The organism is Meridianimarinicoccus sp. MJW13, assembly GCF_014901205.1.
Lineage (GTDB): Bacteria > Pseudomonadota > Alphaproteobacteria > Rhodobacterales > Rhodobacteraceae > Meridianimarinicoccus.
In genome coordinates, this window is sequence record NZ_JACNMU010000008.1 from 89767 (window position 1) to 105840 (window position 16074).

Sequence of the window (16074 nt, forward strand, 5' to 3'; positions counted from 1 at the left end):
CCCGGCCCGCCCGAGCCCCGAGTGTTCCCGTGTACCAGCTGACAAGGATGCCCAGATGACCCTGCCCCAGACCCCTTCCTTCCGCCTTGACGGCAAGTCCGCGCTGGTCGCCGGGGCGTCTTCCGGCATCGGGCTGGGCTGTGCCGTGGCCCTTGGCCAGGCCGGGGCGGCGGTGACGCTGGCGGCGCGGTCGGCAGACAAGCTGGCCGATGTGGTGGCGCAGATGCAGGCCGCGGGCATGACCGCACAGGCGCTGACGCTGGATGTGGCCGACGTGGCCGCCACCGAACGCGCCGTGGCCGAAGCCGGACCCTTCGACGTGCTGGTGAACTCGGCCGGTCTGGCGCGGCACGGCCCGGCGCTGGACACCACCGAGGCGGATTTCGACGCCGTCGCGGGTCTGAACATCAAGGGTGCCTATTTCCTGACCCGCGCGGTCGCCAAGGGCCTGATCGCGGCAGGCCGCCCCGGCAGTCTTATCAACATCTCCAGCCAGATGGCGCATGTGGGCGGCATCGACCGGGCGGTCTATTGCGCCAGCAAACATGCGGTCGAGGGCTTCACCAAGGCGATGGCGCTGGAATGGGGCAAGCAGGGCATCCGGGTGAACACCATCTGCCCCACCTTCGTGCGCACGGCACTGACGCAGGCAACCTTCGACAATCCCGATCGCCTGGCCTGGGTCATGGAGAAGATCAAGCTGGACCGGGTCGGCGAGGTTACCGACATGATGGGTGCCGTGGTCTATCTGGCCTCGGATGCCTCGGGCCTGATGACCGGCACGCATCTGTTGCTGGACGGCGGATGGACGGCAGATTGATGCACAACCCGCGGATCACATCCCTGGAAGTCGCCGAAAAGGCCGGTGTCAGCCAGTCCGCGGTCAGCCGCGTCTTCACCCCCGGTGCCAGTGCTTCGAAGGAGATGCGCGACAAGGTGATGCGCGCCGCCGAGGCGTTGGGCTATCGCCCAAACCGCGTGGCCCGCGCGATGATCACCGGGCGCAGCCGGATCATCGGTCTCGTGGTGGCCTATCTGGACAACCAGTTCTACCCCGAAGCGATCCAGAAACTGTCGGTCGCCCTGCAACAGCAGAACTATCACGCGCTTGTCTTCATGGCCGCCCCCACGGTCGGCGATGTGCAGCATGTGATGAAGGAAATCCTCGATTACCAGGTCGACGGGATCATCCTGGCCTCGGTGTCGATGTCGTCGGACCTGGCGCAGCGTTGCACCGATCACGGCATTCCGGTGGTGCTGTTCAACCGCGACCAGGACGACCCGCGTCTGTGTTCCGTGACCGCCGACAACCACCTGGGCGGCAAGGTGCTGGCGCATCATCTGATCGATTGCGGCTATCGACGGATCGGCTATCTGGCGGGGTTCGAAGGTGCCTCGACCCAGCAGCATCGCGAGAAGGGCTTTCGCGAGGGGCTGGCCGAGGCCGGGCTGGAGATCTGCGCCCGCGAGGATGGCGGCTTCGTCTACGCCAAGGCGCGGGCCGCCGCGCTGGAGATGTTCGCCGGCAGCGACCGGCCCGAGGCGGCCTTTGTCGCCAACGATCACATGGCCTTTGCGGTGATGGATGCCCTGCGCCACAAGCTGGACCTGAAAATCCCCGAAGACGTGGGGATCGTGGGTTTCGACGATGTGCCGATCGCCGCCTGGCCGGCCTATGACCTCACCAGCTATCGCCAGCCGATCAACAAGATGGTGGCCCGCACCGTCGAGGCCATCATGACCCGGATCGAGGACGCCGAGATCGCACCCGAACGGATCACCATCGAAGGTGAACTGGTGGTGCGCGGCAGCACCCGCAAGACGACGGAGACCCCGGCATGATGCGCGGCTTCAACCCAAAATGGCGCGACGTGCCGCATTTCATCAACGGCATCACCTACGAGATCTGGGAGGCGCGCCAGATCGGCAGCCTGCTCAGCCGCTACGCGCCGGGGCTGATCGTGCGCTCGCCCGCTTCGGTGCTGATCGACAATACCAATGTCATTGCCGCGACCATGGCCACGCTGGCCGAGTTTCCCGACCGGGAACTGCTGGGCGAGGATGTGATCTGGTGCGAGGATCCGGAAGGCCGGACCGAGACCTCGGAGGCGTTTCTGTCGTCGCATCGGCTGATCTGCACGGCCACGCACAGCCGTCCCGGCGCCTACGGCGCGCCGACAGGCAAGCGGCTGGCCTATCGCATTCTGGCCGATTGCGCGATCCGCGACGATGCGGTCTATGACGAATGGCTGGTGCGCGACCAGTCGGCCATTGTCCAGCAGATGGGCTTTGACGTGGTGGACTGGACCCGCGATCTGATCGCGCGCGAGGGCGGGCCGGAAAACTGCGTTCCGCCCATGACACCCGCCAACGACGTGCCCGGCCCCTACGACCGACACGGCAACGACAATCCCTGGGGCCAGAAGCACGCCGATCTGCTGACCGCGATCATGGCGGGCCATCTGGATCTGATTCCTGCGGTCTATGACCGGGGCGCCGCCCTGCACTATCCCGGCCATGTCACGACGCAGGGCCGGGGCGAGGCCGATCAGTTCTGGATGGGCCTGCGCGCGGCCTTTCCGGATGCCGCCTTTTCCATCGACCACGTCATCGGGCGCGACGACCCGCTGATGCCGCCCCGCTCGGCGGTGCGCTGGTCACTGCACGGAAAGCATTCCGGCTGGGGCCGCTTTGGACGACCGACCGGGGCCGAGGTCTATGTGATGGGCATCAGCCATGCCGAATGGGGGCCCTTCGGCGACGGCACCCCCAGCCTGCGCCGCGAATGGACCCTGATTGATGAAACCGCGATCTGGAAACAGATCCTGCTCAAGACCGGACTTCACCCATGAAAGACTTCTCGAACCAGTTCAAGGATCTGCCCGACTACATCCTGAAGATCACCAGGGAGATCTGGGAAGATCGCGGCCTGTCAACCTTGCATCACTACTATGGCAAGGACATCCCGATGCGGTTTCCCTCCGGTCTGGTGCGCGGCAACGAAGGAGTGATCGACGGCACGCTGGCCACCTTGTGTGAATTCCCCGACCGGCAGCTGCTGGGCGAGGATGTGATCTGGTCGCAGGACACGCAGGACACGGGCCGCTACCTGTCCTCGCACCGGCTGGTGACCATGGGCACCCATACCGGGCATGGCGCCTTCGGGCCGCCCACCGGCAAGAGCTTCACAATCCGCGTCATTGCCGATTGCGCCGCCAAGGCTGATGTCATCGACGACGAGTGGCTTATCCGCGACGTGGGCGGCATTGCCCGGCAACTGGGCTGGGATCCGGCGGAATACGCCCGCTACCAGATCCAGACCGAAGGCGGTCCTGACAAATGCCAGCGCCCGTTTCACCCCGACCACGATGTGGACGGACCCTATATGGGACGCGGTAACGACAACGAATGGGGCCAGCGGCTGGCCAGCATCCTGACGCAGATGATGGACAAGGATTTCGCCGTCATCCGGCGCGAATTCGACCGCGCGGCGCGCACCGAACACTGGGGCGCGCGGGGCGGCTGGTCCTATGATTTCGCGGAAACCGACTGGATGCGGCTGCGATCTTCCTTCCCGACGGCGAAATTCGCGATCCACCACACCATCGGCCGCGCCGATCCCGGCACCCCCTACCGGGCCGCGGTGCGCTGGTCGCTGACCGGCGCCCACAGCGGGCATGGCTTTTTCGGTGCGCCGACAGGGGCGGAAGTCCATGTCATGGGCGCCACCCACGCGGAATGGGGCGAATGGGGCCTGCGCCGCGAGTTCTCGATCATCGACGAGGTCGCCATCTGGAAACAGATCCACCTGCACACCGGGAACGTGGAATGAGCCGCTTCGCCACGCTTCCGGATTACATTCAAGGCGTGACCTTCGAGATTTGGGAGGGCCGACAGATCGCCTCTCTGCGCGACAGTTACGGCACCGATATGGTCATGCGCTCGACCCAGGGGCTGATCCTCGGGACCGACGGCGTCATCAAGGACACGCTGGCCGCGCAAGCGGCCTTTCCCGACCGGGAAATCCTTGGCGACGATGTGATCTGGTGCGGGACCGAGGCCGAAGGCTACTTGTCCTCGCACCGCTCGGTCATCACCGGCACCCACAGCGGCCATGGCGTTTTCGGCGCGCCCACGGGCCAGCGCGTCACCACCCGCTGCATTGCCGATTGCTTCGTCCAGGATGACGTCATCACCGACGAATGGCTTTGCTATGATGTCTCGTCGATGGTGCAACAACTGGGCCACAGCCCGCGTGACTGGGCGGCGGCGCAGATCGCCCGCGAAGGTGGGCCGGACACGGCGACGCGGCCCTTCACCCCGGATCAGGATCGTCCCGGCCCCTATGCGGGCACCGGCAATGGTCACGCGTTGGGAGACCGTCTGGCCGACATCCTGAGCCGCATCATGGACTACGACGTTGCCACGGTCGGGCGGGATTACGACCGCGCCGTGAACTTTTACCATGCAGGCGGCGTCACCGGCTGGGGCCGTCCGGCGCTGGAAGCCGAATGGATGCAACTGCGCGCGGCCTTTCCCGACGCCCGTTACACTGTTCATCACAAGATCGGCCGCGATGATTGCGGCGAACCCGACCGCGCCGCCATCCGCTGGAGCCTGGACGGCACGCACAGCGGCCATGGCCGCTTTGGCGCGCCCACCGGGGTGCAGGTGCACATCATGGGCTTCACCCATGCCGAGTTCGGCCCCTGGGGCCTGCGCCGGGAATGGAGCCTTTGGGACGAAACCGCGATCTGGAAACAGATCCTGCTGGCCGGAGCCTGACGCCATGCCCCGCCCCGCCCCTGCGCTTTGTGCCCTGCATGTCTATCTGGCCAGCCGCCGCGCGCGACGACTGAACAACCATCCACCCGGCGTGGCCAACAGGTTCGATCACACTTGTTCCCCCCGCCGGCACGCAACGGGCTCGGCACACCAAGGAAACCCGACATGACATCCCAAGACATGACCTCGCGCATCGTGCGCTATGGCGAGTTGCAACCCTGCAAGTCCGCCTTCATCGACGCCCATACGCCGGGCAGCGACCAGAAAGAGAACTTTACCATCATCGGCGGCGGCGTCTCGGAAAGCCCCGACCAGCACGTGCACATCGGCCTGCCGCACGGGTTCAACATCGGGGCCGCAGGCCAGCCGCCGCGCTGCCGCAACTCGCTGCACGACCATCACACCGCTGAAGTCTTCTTCGTCCTGAAAGGCCGCTGGCGCTTTTTCTGGGGCCGCTGGGGCACCGCCGGCGAGGTGGTGCTGGAAGAAGGCGACATCTTCAATATTCCCACCGGCATCTTTCGCGGGTTCGAGAACATCGGCACCGATTACGGCATGATCATGGCGATCCTCGGCGGCGACGATGCCGGGGGCGGCGTCATGTGGGCGCCGCAGGTGATCGAGGATGCCGCCGATCACGGCCTCGTTCTGGGTGAGAACGGTAAGCTCTATGACACCAAGAAAGGCCAGCAGTTGCCCGACGGTGTGAACCCGATGCCGCTGATGAGCGACGCTGAGCTGGCCAAACGGCCCGAGCCCACCACCGCCGATGTGCTGCCCAACCACGTCGCCCGCTACTGGGATCTGGTGGCGCTGGCCGACAAGACCCCGGCGCTGGTGATCGGAGAGAACGGGGTGCTGCGCGACAGGCCCGGCTTCGAGGTTGGCTTCATGACCCGCGACAGCGCCAGCGAAGAAATGCACGCCCATGACAAGCCCTCGGTCCTGATGCCGATGCGCGGCCACTGGCGCGTGCGCTGGGACGGCAATGGCGACCATGCGGCGGGCGAAGCGGTGCTGGCCCCCGGCGACACCATGTCGGTGCCCGAGAACCTGCGCCACAACGCGGTGCCCTCGATGACCGGCGAGGCCAGCCTGTACCATGTGGTGGCCACCGATGATCCGGCGGGCCACACTTGGCAAGGCTGAGATCCTGACAGACCCCGGGTGCGGCAGGATCGCCGCGCCCGTTTCTTCTTCCAATCCTTTCTAAAGAGGCTCCCGATGGGCAAAATCCTCACCACTCATGTCGGCTCTCTGCCGCGCACGCAGACCGTCGTGGACTTCATCTTTGCCCGTGAACGCGGCACCGACTATGACCCGGCAGAATTCGATGCGGCCATGACGCAGGCCGTGGATGACACGGTTGCCAAACAGGTCGCCGCCGGGATCGACATTGTCAGCGACGGCGAAACCTCGAAGATCAGCTATGCCACCTATGTGAAGGATCGCTACACCGGCTTTGACGGCGACAGCCCCCGCAATGCGCCCGCCGATCTGAAGAAATTTCCCAGCTTCCTGAAACGTCTGGCCGCCGATGGCGGAACTCCGCAATACGCCCGTCCCATGTGTGTGGGCGAGGTGCGCTCGAAAGGTCAGGGCGAGCTGGAAAAGGACATCGCCAACCTGAAGGCCGCAATGGAAAAACACGGGGTGGAGCGCGGCTTCATGAACGCGGCCTCGCCCGGCGTGATCTCGCTGTTCCTGCAGAACGATTTCTACAAGACGCGCGAGGCCTATCTGGCCGCGCTCGCCGACGCGATGAAGGCGGAATACGAAACCATCGTCGCCAGCGGGCTGGACCTGCAACTGGATTGCCCCGATCTGGCCCTGTCGCGGCACATGCTGTTCAACGATCTGACGGATGACGAATTTCTGAAAATCGCGGCCAGCCATGTGGAGGCTCTGAACCACGCGCTGTCGGACATTCCCGCCAACAAGATCCGCATCCACATCTGCTGGGGCAACTACGAAGGCCCGCATGTCTGTGATATCCCGATGGCCAAGATGTTCGACACGCTGATGTCTGCCAAGGCGGACTACGTTCTGTACGAAACCTCGAACCCGCGCCACGGCCATGAATGGACAACCTTCCGGGATCGCAAGGCGGACATTCCCGACAGCAAGATCCTGGTGCCGGGGGTTGTGGATACCACCACCAATTTCGTCGAGCACCCCGAGCTGGTGGCCCAGAGGATCGCGCGCTTCACCGATATCGTCGGTGCGGACCGGGTGATCGCCGGATCGGACTGCGGGTTTGGCACCTTCGCGGGCTTCGGCGCGGTCGATCCCGAGATTGCCTATGCCAAGCTGGGCGCGCTTGCCGAAGGTGCGGGACTGGTGAAATGATCGGCACGTTGACCCCGGACAGCGAAGGGGCAACCCCGTGACCCCGCTCGTCCTGCTGCCCGGCATGATGTGCGACGCCCGCCTGTTTGCCCCGCAGATCGCCGCCTTCGAGGGCGCGCGCCCGGTTCACGTCCTGCCGATCACCGAGGCCGACACGGTTCAGGATCTGGCCCGCCTGGTGCTGGATCGCGCCCCGGACCGGTTTGCCCTTGGCGGGCTCTCCATGGGCGGCATTGTCGCGATGGAAGTGATCCGGCAAGCGCCCGACCGGATCGCCGGGGCGGCGTTTCTTGACACCAACCCCAAGGCCGAGGTGCCCGAGGTTGCCGCAATGCGGGATCCGCAGATGGCCAAGGCACTGGCCGGAGAGTTGCGCGCCGTGATGCGGGACGAGATGAAGCCGCTCTATCTGGCCGATGGTCCAAACAAGCCGGCGATCCTTGCGCTGTGCATGCAGATGGCCGAGGATCTGGGGCCAGAGGTGTTTGTCCGCCAGTCCCGCGCGCTGGCCAGCCGCCCCGACCAGCAAGACACCCTGCGCACCGTGTCCGTGCCTACGCTTGCCCTGTGCGGGGCCGAGGACGCGCTGTGCCCCGTGCACCGGCATGAGTTGATCCGGGATCTGGTGCCCGGCGCGCGGCTCGAGATCATCCCGAACGCCGGGCATCTGCCCACCCTGGAACAACCCGACGCGACCAACGCGGCCCTGCGCCGCTGGCTGGAGGCCGTATGACCCCTTCTCTTCTGACCCTGCTGAACTCCGTCGATACGCCCACGGTGTGCAATGCCATCGAAGTGGCGCAAGGCAAGCGCGGCTTCAACGCTTTTACCCGTGGCACCGTGCTGGCCAGCGACCCGAAGGGGGTCATGGTCGGCCATGCGGTCACCGCGAAAATCCGGGCCTTGTCGCCCCCCAACGAGGCCCCCGACGTGATCCGGGCCCGACGGATGCAATACTACAAGACCATGGCCGAAGCGCCCAAACCCTCGGTCTGCGTGATCGAGGATGAAGACGTGCCCAACGCCATCGGCGCCTTCTGGGGCGAGGTGAACACCACCATCCACAAGGGGTTCGGCATGGCCGGAACGCTGACCAACGGGGTGATGCGCGATCTGGGCGACATGGCGCCGGACTATCCGGTCGTTGCAGGGTCCATCGGGCCGAGCCATGGCTTCGTGCATGTCACGGCGCTGGATGTACCCGTCACGGTTTTCGGGATGGAGGTGCGGCCCGGCGACCTGATCCACGCCGACCGCCACGGCGCGGTGGTGATCCCGCCCGAGGTGGTGGATCACCTGGAAGCCGCCATTGCCACCATGCAGGCGACCGAGCGGCTGGTGCTGGATCCGGCCCGCGGCGAAAACTTCGATTTCGCGGCGTTCGAAGCGGCCTGGTCAGCCTTTGAAAAGGCCCGCACCTAGCGCACCCGTGACCCGAAAATAGCGCGCTTCTGGACAGGGTCCGGGGGTGCTGCCCCGCCTACCCGTCCTGCAACCGATCCAGCCGCAGTTGCGCGGCACGACTGTGGCCATCCAGCCCTTCGCTGCGGCTTTGGCGCACGGCGGGCGGAGCCACGGCGCGCACGCCCTCCGGCTCCATCCACTGATGGGTGGCCACCTTCAAATAGGCACCGACCCAAAGCCCGCCGGTATACCGCCCGGCCGCCATGGTCGGCAGGGTGTGGTTGGTGCCGCAGCATTTGTCGGAATAGACCACGCTGGCCAGCTCCCCGATGAACAGGGACCCATAGTGCCGAAGCTTCTTCGCGGTGGCCTGCGGATCGGCGGTGTGGACTTGCAGATGCTCTGCCGCGATGTGGTCGGAATAGGCCAGCATCGCCGCCTCATCTTCGGCCACTGCGATCTCGCCATAGTCTTGCCACGCGACGCTGGCGGTCGCCGCCGTTTCCAACTCGCCCAACTGCCGCGCAACCTCGGCAATAACCCGGTCGGCCAAAGCGGCATCGGTGGTGATCAGGCCGACCCGCGTGCGCACGTCATGCTCGGCCTGCGCCAGAAGATCGGTGGCGATGGTTTCCGCGTCACCGGTGCTGTCGGCAAGGGTGTAGATCTCGGAGGGGCCGGCCAGCTGATCGATCCCGATGGGGCCGAAGACCTGTCGCTTGGCCTCGTTCACGAAGGCATTGCCGGGGCCGACGATCTTGTCGACGCGCGGCACGGTTTCGGTGCCATAGGCCATCGCGGCAATCGCCTGCGCCCCACCAATGCGGAAGATCCGGTCGGCACCTGACAGGTGACACCCGGCGACCATGGCCTCATGCGCATTGGGCGGCAGGCAGGCGATGATTTCTTCCACCCCTGCGACCCGGGCCGGAACGATGGTCATGATCGGCGCGGACAGAAGCGGATAGCGCCCGCCAGGCACATAGCAGCCCACCCGTTCCAGCGGAATAATCCGGTGGCCCAGATGCACACCCGGCCGGATTTCCACTTCCAGCGGCAACATGGTGGCGCGCTGCGCCTCGGCAAAGGCGCGCACATTGGCGATGGCAAATTCGGTGTCTGCGCGGGTCTGGGGGTCCAGCGCCGCAACGGAGGCCTCGCGCTGTGCCATGCTGACTTCGAAAGTGTCCAGGTCGGATTGGTCAAATTTCCTGGCATAGGCGCGCACGGCCCCGTCGCCCTGCGCGCGGACCGCAGCCAACACCTCGGCCACCGTCGCCGCAACATCCTGTGCATCGGACGCGGCATTGCGCGTGGGAGCTTTGCGATGCTGTATGCCAGCAAATGACAGGTCGGAATCGGCCACGGTCAGGGTCCTTCTTTGGAGTTCGGGAAAAGCTAGACGCCGTGGGGCTGCTTTGCAAACGTATTCGCATTGGAACGATGGTGCTTGGTATTGATCTGCCATTATCTGCCATTATCTGCCATTTTGTTATGAAATGGACGATTGCACACGTTGTCAAAACTTGTGCTTCCCGCTGCCGGAAATGCACCTTTCTTCCGCCTGCCTTAGAACACCCCCCCCGAGACCGGGACGAACCGAAAGGCAAGATACCGCTCTCAGCCGCGCATCAACCCGCCCCGGTTTCCAAACCGACAGGCTGCGCCAATCTGACATTAGCCGCAGAATGGCCGTTGCATCGACTCGACGCCTTCCAGATGCTGCCCCTGCATGTTCAGATTTATTCATTCCGCCGACCTTCACATCGACTCCCCGCTCAAGAGCCTCGCCCTGAAGGACGAGGATCTTGCCGCACGCGTCGGATCGGCCAGCCGTCAGGCGCTGAGCCGCATCACGGACACCTGTATCGCGCGCGACGCCCACGCCTTGCTGATCAGCGGCGATCTGTTCGATGGCGACATCAAGAGCATGAAGGCGGCGGCCTTTGTCACCGGCCAGTTCGAGCGCCTGAACGACGCGGGCATTCGGGTTTTCCTGATCCGGGGCAACCATGATGCCGAAAGCACGCCGTCGCGCGAGATCGAGATGCCGCCAAACGTGACCCTGTTCACCGGCCATGGGGGTGTCGTGCCGCTGCCAGAGCATGGCGTGGCCATCCACGGGGTCAGCTTCAGCCAGCCTTCTGCCCCGGACAGCCTTCTGCCCCGGTTCAAGGCGCCGGTGGCGGGGCTGTTCAATATCGGGCTGCTGCACACCAGTCTTGCCGGGGCGGCGGGCCATGACACCTATGCCCCCTGCAGCCTGCGTGAGTTGTCCGAGCATGGCTTCGACTACTGGGCCCTGGGCCATATCCATCGCCGCAGGGTCCACGCCGAAGCCCCGTTCATCGTCATGCCCGGCATGCCACAGGGCCGCGACATCGGTGAAGCCGGACCGAAAAGCGCAACACTGGTCACGGTCGAGGATGGCGACGCCACGCTTGAGGAAATCCCCACCTCGGTCGTGATCTTTGACGCGGTAACCTGTGATCTGGGCCAGATCGACGACTGGCGCGACGCCCGGCACGCGGTTCTGGACCAGGTGCGTGCCTGTGCGCGGCACAACGGCGAAGCCTTTCTTGTGGCTCGTGTGACCCTGACCGGCACCACCGACCTGGCCTGGAGGATCCGCCGCGATCAGGATCTGTTCCGGGATGAACTCTCCCAAGCCCTGACCGGGATCGGCGGCATTGCCATCGAGACGCTGGAGGTCGCCCTGTCAGCGCAACCCCGGTCCGGGACAGAGGGCAGCGCCGGGGCCGAGCTTGCCGGCATCATGCAAGATCTGATCGCAACCCCGGCCTTCGAGGAACGTGCCGTAGAGCTTGTGCGCGCCTTGGCCGGTGAATTGCCCCCCGACATCCGCGACGCCCTAGGCGCGAGCGAGGATGAACTGACCGCACTGGCCAAAACCCTGACCGCCGAGGGGGCCGACGATATCGCAGCCTGCCTTGCGGCCCCGCAGGGCGGGAGCGCGTCGTGATGCGGCTTCGGCGTCTCGATCTGACCCGCTTTGGCCATTTCACCGATTTCTCCATCGACTTCGGCGCGCACAATCCGGACCGGTCCGATCTGCATGTGATTTATGGCCCCAACGAGGCCGGCAAGACGACCGCCTTCGAAGGCTACCTTGATCTGCTGTACGGGATGCCGACGCGCAGCCCCTATAACTTCCTGCACGACTATGACCGGATGCGTCTGGGCGGCGTGCTGGAGATCGACGGAAACCCGGTAGAACTGAACCGGATCAAGCGGCGGCAAAACAGTCTTCTGGATGCCAACGACCAACCCGTGGGCGAGACCATCATTGAAGCAGCACTTGCGGGCATCACCCGCGATCAGTACCGCGCCATGTTCTCGCTGGACGATGACACCATCGAGGAAGGCGGCGACAACATCCTGGCCAGCGGCGGCAACCTTGGCCAGCTTCTGTTCTCGGCGGCGGCAGGGCTGTCGGATCTGAGCGGGGTTCTGGAAGGCTTGCGGTCCGAGGCCGAGGCGTTTCACAAACCAAGGGGCCGCACGACACGTCTGGCCCTTGGCAAGCGCGCCCTTGCGGACCTGCACGCAGAGATCCGGGACATCGATCTGACGGCGAGCCGCTATCATCGTCTGAAGAGAGAGCATGAGACCGCCCGGCAGCAGGAGGCCGCGGCCCGTGCGGCCCGCGCAACCCTTCAATCCCAGCTGTCGCAGGCCCGCGCCATTGCGGAATGCCTGCCGCTTTTGGTTCGCGTCCGGCAAGCCGAGGGCGAATTGGCCCCCCTCGCCGCCTATCCCGATCTGCCCGACCCATGGGTCGAAGAGGCCGACCGCCTGAAAGACGCCGAGGCCACGGCGCGCACCCGGCAATCCGAGGCGCGACACGCCATCGCCCAGATGACCAAGGATGCGGAGGCGGCAGAGCCCGATCCGAAGGCGCTGGAGCACCGCGACCGGATCGAGCTGGTCATGGGTGATCCCTGGGCCCGCGCCGCGACCGCCGAACGGGATCTGCCCAAGCGGCGTGACGAACGCGTGGCGCTTGAGGCTGACATTCGCGCCCTGCATCGCGATCTGGATTGGCCCGCAGAAACCGCCCCGATGGGCGAAATCGTGCTGGCCGCCAATGAAACCCTCGCCCGCGCGGTCGAGACCGCGCGCCGCACGCTGGAAGATCGCCGCCGGGATCACGCCGAGGCCGCCGAGGCCCTTGCCAAAGCAGTTGAGGAGACCCCATCAGAGGAAGAGACCGAACTGCCCGACCTTGCGGCTGTCTTGAATGAGCTGACCCCAAGCCTGCTTGCCGAACGTGTCGAGAGGGCGAAAGACGCGCGCGCCACCATCGCGGCCGATCTTGCCCGCGACTGCGCCGGCCTTCTGCCGTGGGTCGGTGGGCCCGAGGCTCTGCCGAACCTGCTGGTCACGGACGATCAACTTGCACGACGTCTTGAGACGTGGCGCACCTGCCTGCAAGCGGTCGAAAAAGCGCAAGACAGGCACGCCAATGCCAGGCTGGATCTGGAAAGATCGAAAACCCGCCTAGAGGAGCTTGAGCGGGACACCGGGGTGATCACCGATGCTCAGGCCGAGGCCGCGCGCCACCAGCGCGACGCGTTGTGGGACACACACGAAAAGACCCTGTCGCGCGACACCGCCCAGGCCTTTCACCAACAGATGCTTGTGCATGACACGGTGCAGGATGCCCGCCTTGGCATGGCCCAGGATCGCGCCCGGATCCGTGATGCAAAGGTGGCCCTGTCCGAGGCCAGGGTGGTCTTGGCCGACGCTGAAACCGCCTGCCGGGAAGCCAACGCAAAACGCGACGCGCTGTTGGCGGGATTTCGGGCCTTGTTCGCAGACCTCGGCTTGCCGGAGAACTTCGATCCGCTGGACCTGAAAGACTGGCACGCCCAGTTGTACCGCGCGCACGATACAGTGGCGAAGCGCGGGCAGGCGCAAGACACGCTGGCGGCCTGCGAAGCGGCGGCAAGCGTAGCGACAGGACGCCTGCGCGGGTTGTTGGGCCTGCCGCAAGACGACCGGACCCCGCTGGCGCGGCTTGCCGCCCTGGCGGCGGAGGAACGGGACCGGCGCGCGAAACGCGCCGCACGGAATGCCGAGGCGCGCAAATCGCTGCAGACCGCGCACCGCACCCATGCGCAGCGCGAAATGGCATTGAAGGATGCCCAAGAGGCGTTCGATGCCGCAATCACGGCGTGGGAGGCTGCCAGCAACGCCATGCCCGCCCTCTTGCGCGCGCCCGCCGGGTTCCTTGACGCTCTGCCCCGATTGCGCAAACTGTTGCAAACCTCCGACAAGCGCGCTGAATTACAGCGCCGCATCGCGGCCATGGAGCAGGACCTGGAGAACTTTCGCCAGTCGATCGACCGCCTGGCCGATGATCTGGAAGAGCCTGCCCATGACAACCCGCTTGCTACTGCGTCTGCCCTGAAACGGCGGCTTGATACGGCCAAGGCTGCTGCATCGGCGCAAGCCACGCGGCTGGAGCAGATCGCCCGGCATCGCCAGACCGAGGGCACCGCCGCCGACAAGCTGAACGACTTGCGCATTGCCCTTCGGAAGATGGCCAAGGACTTTCCCAATGCCGAGGACATCCAGACAGCCGCCGACCTTGTCGATGTGGTCGCAAAGGCGCGGGCCGCTGCGGACCTGCGCGGCAAGATCACCGCGCAGCAAAACGACATCGCCGCGCGGCTGGGCTGCAAGGATTTCACGACCGCCGTCACATTGCTGGAAACCCACGACCTGCCCGGAATCACCGCCCAATGCGCCACCCTTGAAAGCGATCTGGCGACGGCGGACTCGGCTGTCGATCTGGCAATCGGCAACCTGCGCCTCGCGGAGAAAGAGCTTCAGGCGCTTGGCGGCGACGACGCGGTGGCCCGCCTGTCGGAAAAGGCAACGACCCTTGCGCTGGACTTGGCCGATCAATCCCGCCGCTATCTTCGGGTGCAGATCGGTCTGGCGGCGGCGGAACTGGCGCTGAGCCGTTACCGCGACACCCATCGCAGCGGAATGCTGGCCGCGACCGCCGAGGCCTTCCGCACCCTCACGTCGGGAAGTTACGAGGATCTGAAAACCCAGACCGATGGTGACAAGGAGATCCTGTTGGCCCTGCGTGCCGGAGACAGGCGGTCGGTCTCGGCCGCCGAGATGTCGAAGGGCACGCGGTTCCAGCTTTATCTCGCGCTGCGTCTGGCCGGGTACAGGGAATACGCCACCAAGGGGATCGCGCTGCCGTTTCTGGCCGATGACATCATGGAAACCTTCGACAACACCCGCACTTCGGCAGCGATCAGCCTGTTGCGGGAAATGGGGCGCCACGGTCAGGCGCTGTATTTTACCCACCACGAACATGTGGTGGATCTGGCTCGCGACATCTGCGGCACGGATCTGCAGGTGCATGACATTTCCCGCGCCTAGCGCTGTGCCCGACGCTGTGCGGCAAACGGAATGAACCGCCGGTTCCGCCGGCTGCAACCGAGCTTGCCCAGACCGGCCACGCGCGAAAAGACCGACATGGCCTTTCAACATGGGGTCAGTTTCATCGGGCAAGAATGGCCCCCAAAGCCCAACCGATGTTGTATCCCTGCGAAAGACCTGCTTTTCATTTCGTCGTTGCGCCATACCCTCTGCATGAACTGCCCCTGGAGACCTTCTGACAATGCCCGCTGATGACATCGACCCCGTCCGGTACGGTTCCTTTCGTTCAGGACGGGCGGCTATTGCCCTGGCTTTTCTGCTTGCCGCGGTTGGCCTTGCAAGTGCCGCATGGGCGCAGATCGACCCGTCGGGGATGCTGACGGACAACCTGAACGTGACGGGCAAGGGTTGGGCGCAATTGACCGAATGGCGCGAAATGGGCCAGTTCCTGCTGGGGCTGCTGGAGGTCACCGCAATGACCGCCGCGATCGCCTATCATCCAGCCAACCGCACCGGTGGCCGCAAGGGCGGCGAGTACAATCTGCCCGGAACGTTGTTCGTCTATGCGTTGATCGGCATGGTTGTCGGGTTCCTGGTCATGAACCACGGGGCAATCATCGGCTTCGTGATCTTCGGCATCGGGGGGCTGTTGCGGTTCCGCACCGATATGGACAGCATGACGGACACCATGCGTCTGATCCTTGTGACGCTGATCGGGCTGTGCGTCGGGCTTGATCTGCCTGTCATGGCGGTGATCACCACGGCCAGCGCCTGGACAATCATGTATTTCTTCGGGGGTGTTCCGCGCCATGTGATCGAGATCAAGTTCGCCGACAAACACAGCATCCCGACGGCACGATCCGATCTGGAAGCCCAGTTGCAACACTCCGGCTACCGGATCACGGGGGTGCGCAAGTCCAAGGCCAAGCACACTTTTGCCTTCAGCGTTGTGGGCAGCAAGGGTTCGACCCAGGACGGGCTTGTTCATGCGATGATGGATCTGGAGGCTTCACAACCGGGGCATATTTCCGATTGGCATCTCGCATGAGCCGCCCTGCATGATATGCCGCGCCCCACAGAGCGTGCGGATCGCCTTGCTCCTGGTCGGGC

The 16074-nt window shown here is 65.1% G+C and carries 13 protein-coding genes; 12 read left to right on the forward strand and 1 reads right to left on the reverse strand.

Going from position 1 to position 16074, the window contains the following annotated elements; genetic code table 11:
• Positions 1 to 55: 55 nt before the first annotated feature.
• From H8B03_RS15145 to H8B03_RS15185, 9 genes are all read left to right on the forward strand, one after another.
• The gene (locus H8B03_RS15145) at positions 56 to 820 is read left to right on the forward strand and encodes an SDR family NAD(P)-dependent oxidoreductase (RefSeq protein ID WP_193142725.1); all 765 of its coding nucleotides are present in this window, start codon (positions 56 to 58) and stop codon (positions 818 to 820) included.
• Positions 805 to 1842: a LacI family DNA-binding transcriptional regulator gene (locus H8B03_RS15150; RefSeq protein ID WP_394355480.1), complete on the forward strand. Its 1038-nt coding sequence runs from the start codon at positions 805 to 807 to the stop codon at positions 1840 to 1842. The genes H8B03_RS15145 and H8B03_RS15150 overlap by 16 nt, the downstream gene beginning before the upstream one ends.
• Positions 1842 to 2852: an ester cyclase gene (locus H8B03_RS15155; protein ID WP_193142876.1), complete on the forward strand. Its 1011-nt coding sequence runs from the start codon at positions 1842 to 1844 to the stop codon at positions 2850 to 2852. Before H8B03_RS15150 ends, H8B03_RS15155 begins: the two co-directional genes overlap by 1 nt.
• The gene (locus H8B03_RS15160) at positions 2849 to 3832 is read left to right on the forward strand and encodes a nuclear transport factor 2 family protein (protein WP_193142726.1); all 984 of its coding nucleotides are present in this window, start codon (positions 2849 to 2851) and stop codon (positions 3830 to 3832) included. Before H8B03_RS15155 ends, H8B03_RS15160 begins: the two co-directional genes overlap by 4 nt.
• Positions 3829 to 4785, forward strand: a complete 957-nt coding sequence (locus H8B03_RS15165) for an ester cyclase (RefSeq protein ID WP_193142727.1) — start codon at positions 3829 to 3831, stop codon at positions 4783 to 4785. Before H8B03_RS15160 ends, H8B03_RS15165 begins: the two co-directional genes overlap by 4 nt.
• Before the next feature lie 165 nt (positions 4786 to 4950).
• A complete protein-coding gene (locus H8B03_RS15170; protein WP_193142728.1) occupies positions 4951 to 5934 on the forward strand; it encodes a cupin domain-containing protein in 984 nt (327 codons plus the stop codon).
• A 75-nt stretch (positions 5935 to 6009) separates the two neighbouring features.
• Entirely contained in the window at positions 6010 to 7134 is a 1125-nt protein-coding gene (locus H8B03_RS15175; RefSeq protein WP_193142729.1) for a cobalamin-independent methionine synthase II family protein, read from the forward strand.
• A gap of 37 nt (positions 7135 to 7171) precedes the next feature.
• Positions 7172 to 7867, forward strand: coding sequence for an alpha/beta fold hydrolase (locus H8B03_RS15180; RefSeq protein WP_193142730.1), 696 nt, complete (start codon positions 7172 to 7174; stop codon positions 7865 to 7867).
• Positions 7864 to 8556, forward strand: a complete 693-nt coding sequence (locus tag H8B03_RS15185) for an RraA family protein (RefSeq protein WP_193142731.1) — start codon at positions 7864 to 7866, stop codon at positions 8554 to 8556. The genes H8B03_RS15180 and H8B03_RS15185 overlap by 4 nt, the downstream gene beginning before the upstream one ends.
• A 58-nt stretch (positions 8557 to 8614) precedes the next feature.
• On the opposite strand, the gene hisD is transcribed toward H8B03_RS15185, so the two are convergent.
• The gene (gene hisD / locus H8B03_RS15190) at positions 8615 to 9904 is read right to left on the reverse strand and encodes a histidinol dehydrogenase (protein ID WP_319022490.1); all 1290 of its coding nucleotides are present in this window, start codon (positions 9902 to 9904) and stop codon (positions 8615 to 8617) included.
• Between the two features lie 366 nt (positions 9905 to 10270).
• Between hisD and H8B03_RS15195 the strand changes: the two genes are divergently transcribed.
• From H8B03_RS15195 to H8B03_RS15205, 3 genes are all read left to right on the forward strand, one after another.
• Positions 10271 to 11521, forward strand: a complete 1251-nt coding sequence (locus H8B03_RS15195) for a DNA repair exonuclease (RefSeq protein WP_193142733.1) — start codon at positions 10271 to 10273, stop codon at positions 11519 to 11521.
• Positions 11521 to 14964: a YhaN family protein gene (locus H8B03_RS15200; RefSeq protein ID WP_226926006.1), complete on the forward strand. Its 3444-nt coding sequence runs from the start codon at positions 11521 to 11523 to the stop codon at positions 14962 to 14964. Before H8B03_RS15195 ends, H8B03_RS15200 begins: the two co-directional genes overlap by 1 nt.
• Positions 14965 to 15205: 241 nt before the next feature.
• Positions 15206 to 16012, forward strand: coding sequence for a hypothetical protein (locus tag H8B03_RS15205; RefSeq protein ID WP_193142735.1), 807 nt, complete (start codon positions 15206 to 15208; stop codon positions 16010 to 16012).
• Positions 16013 to 16074 lie beyond the last annotated feature (62 nt).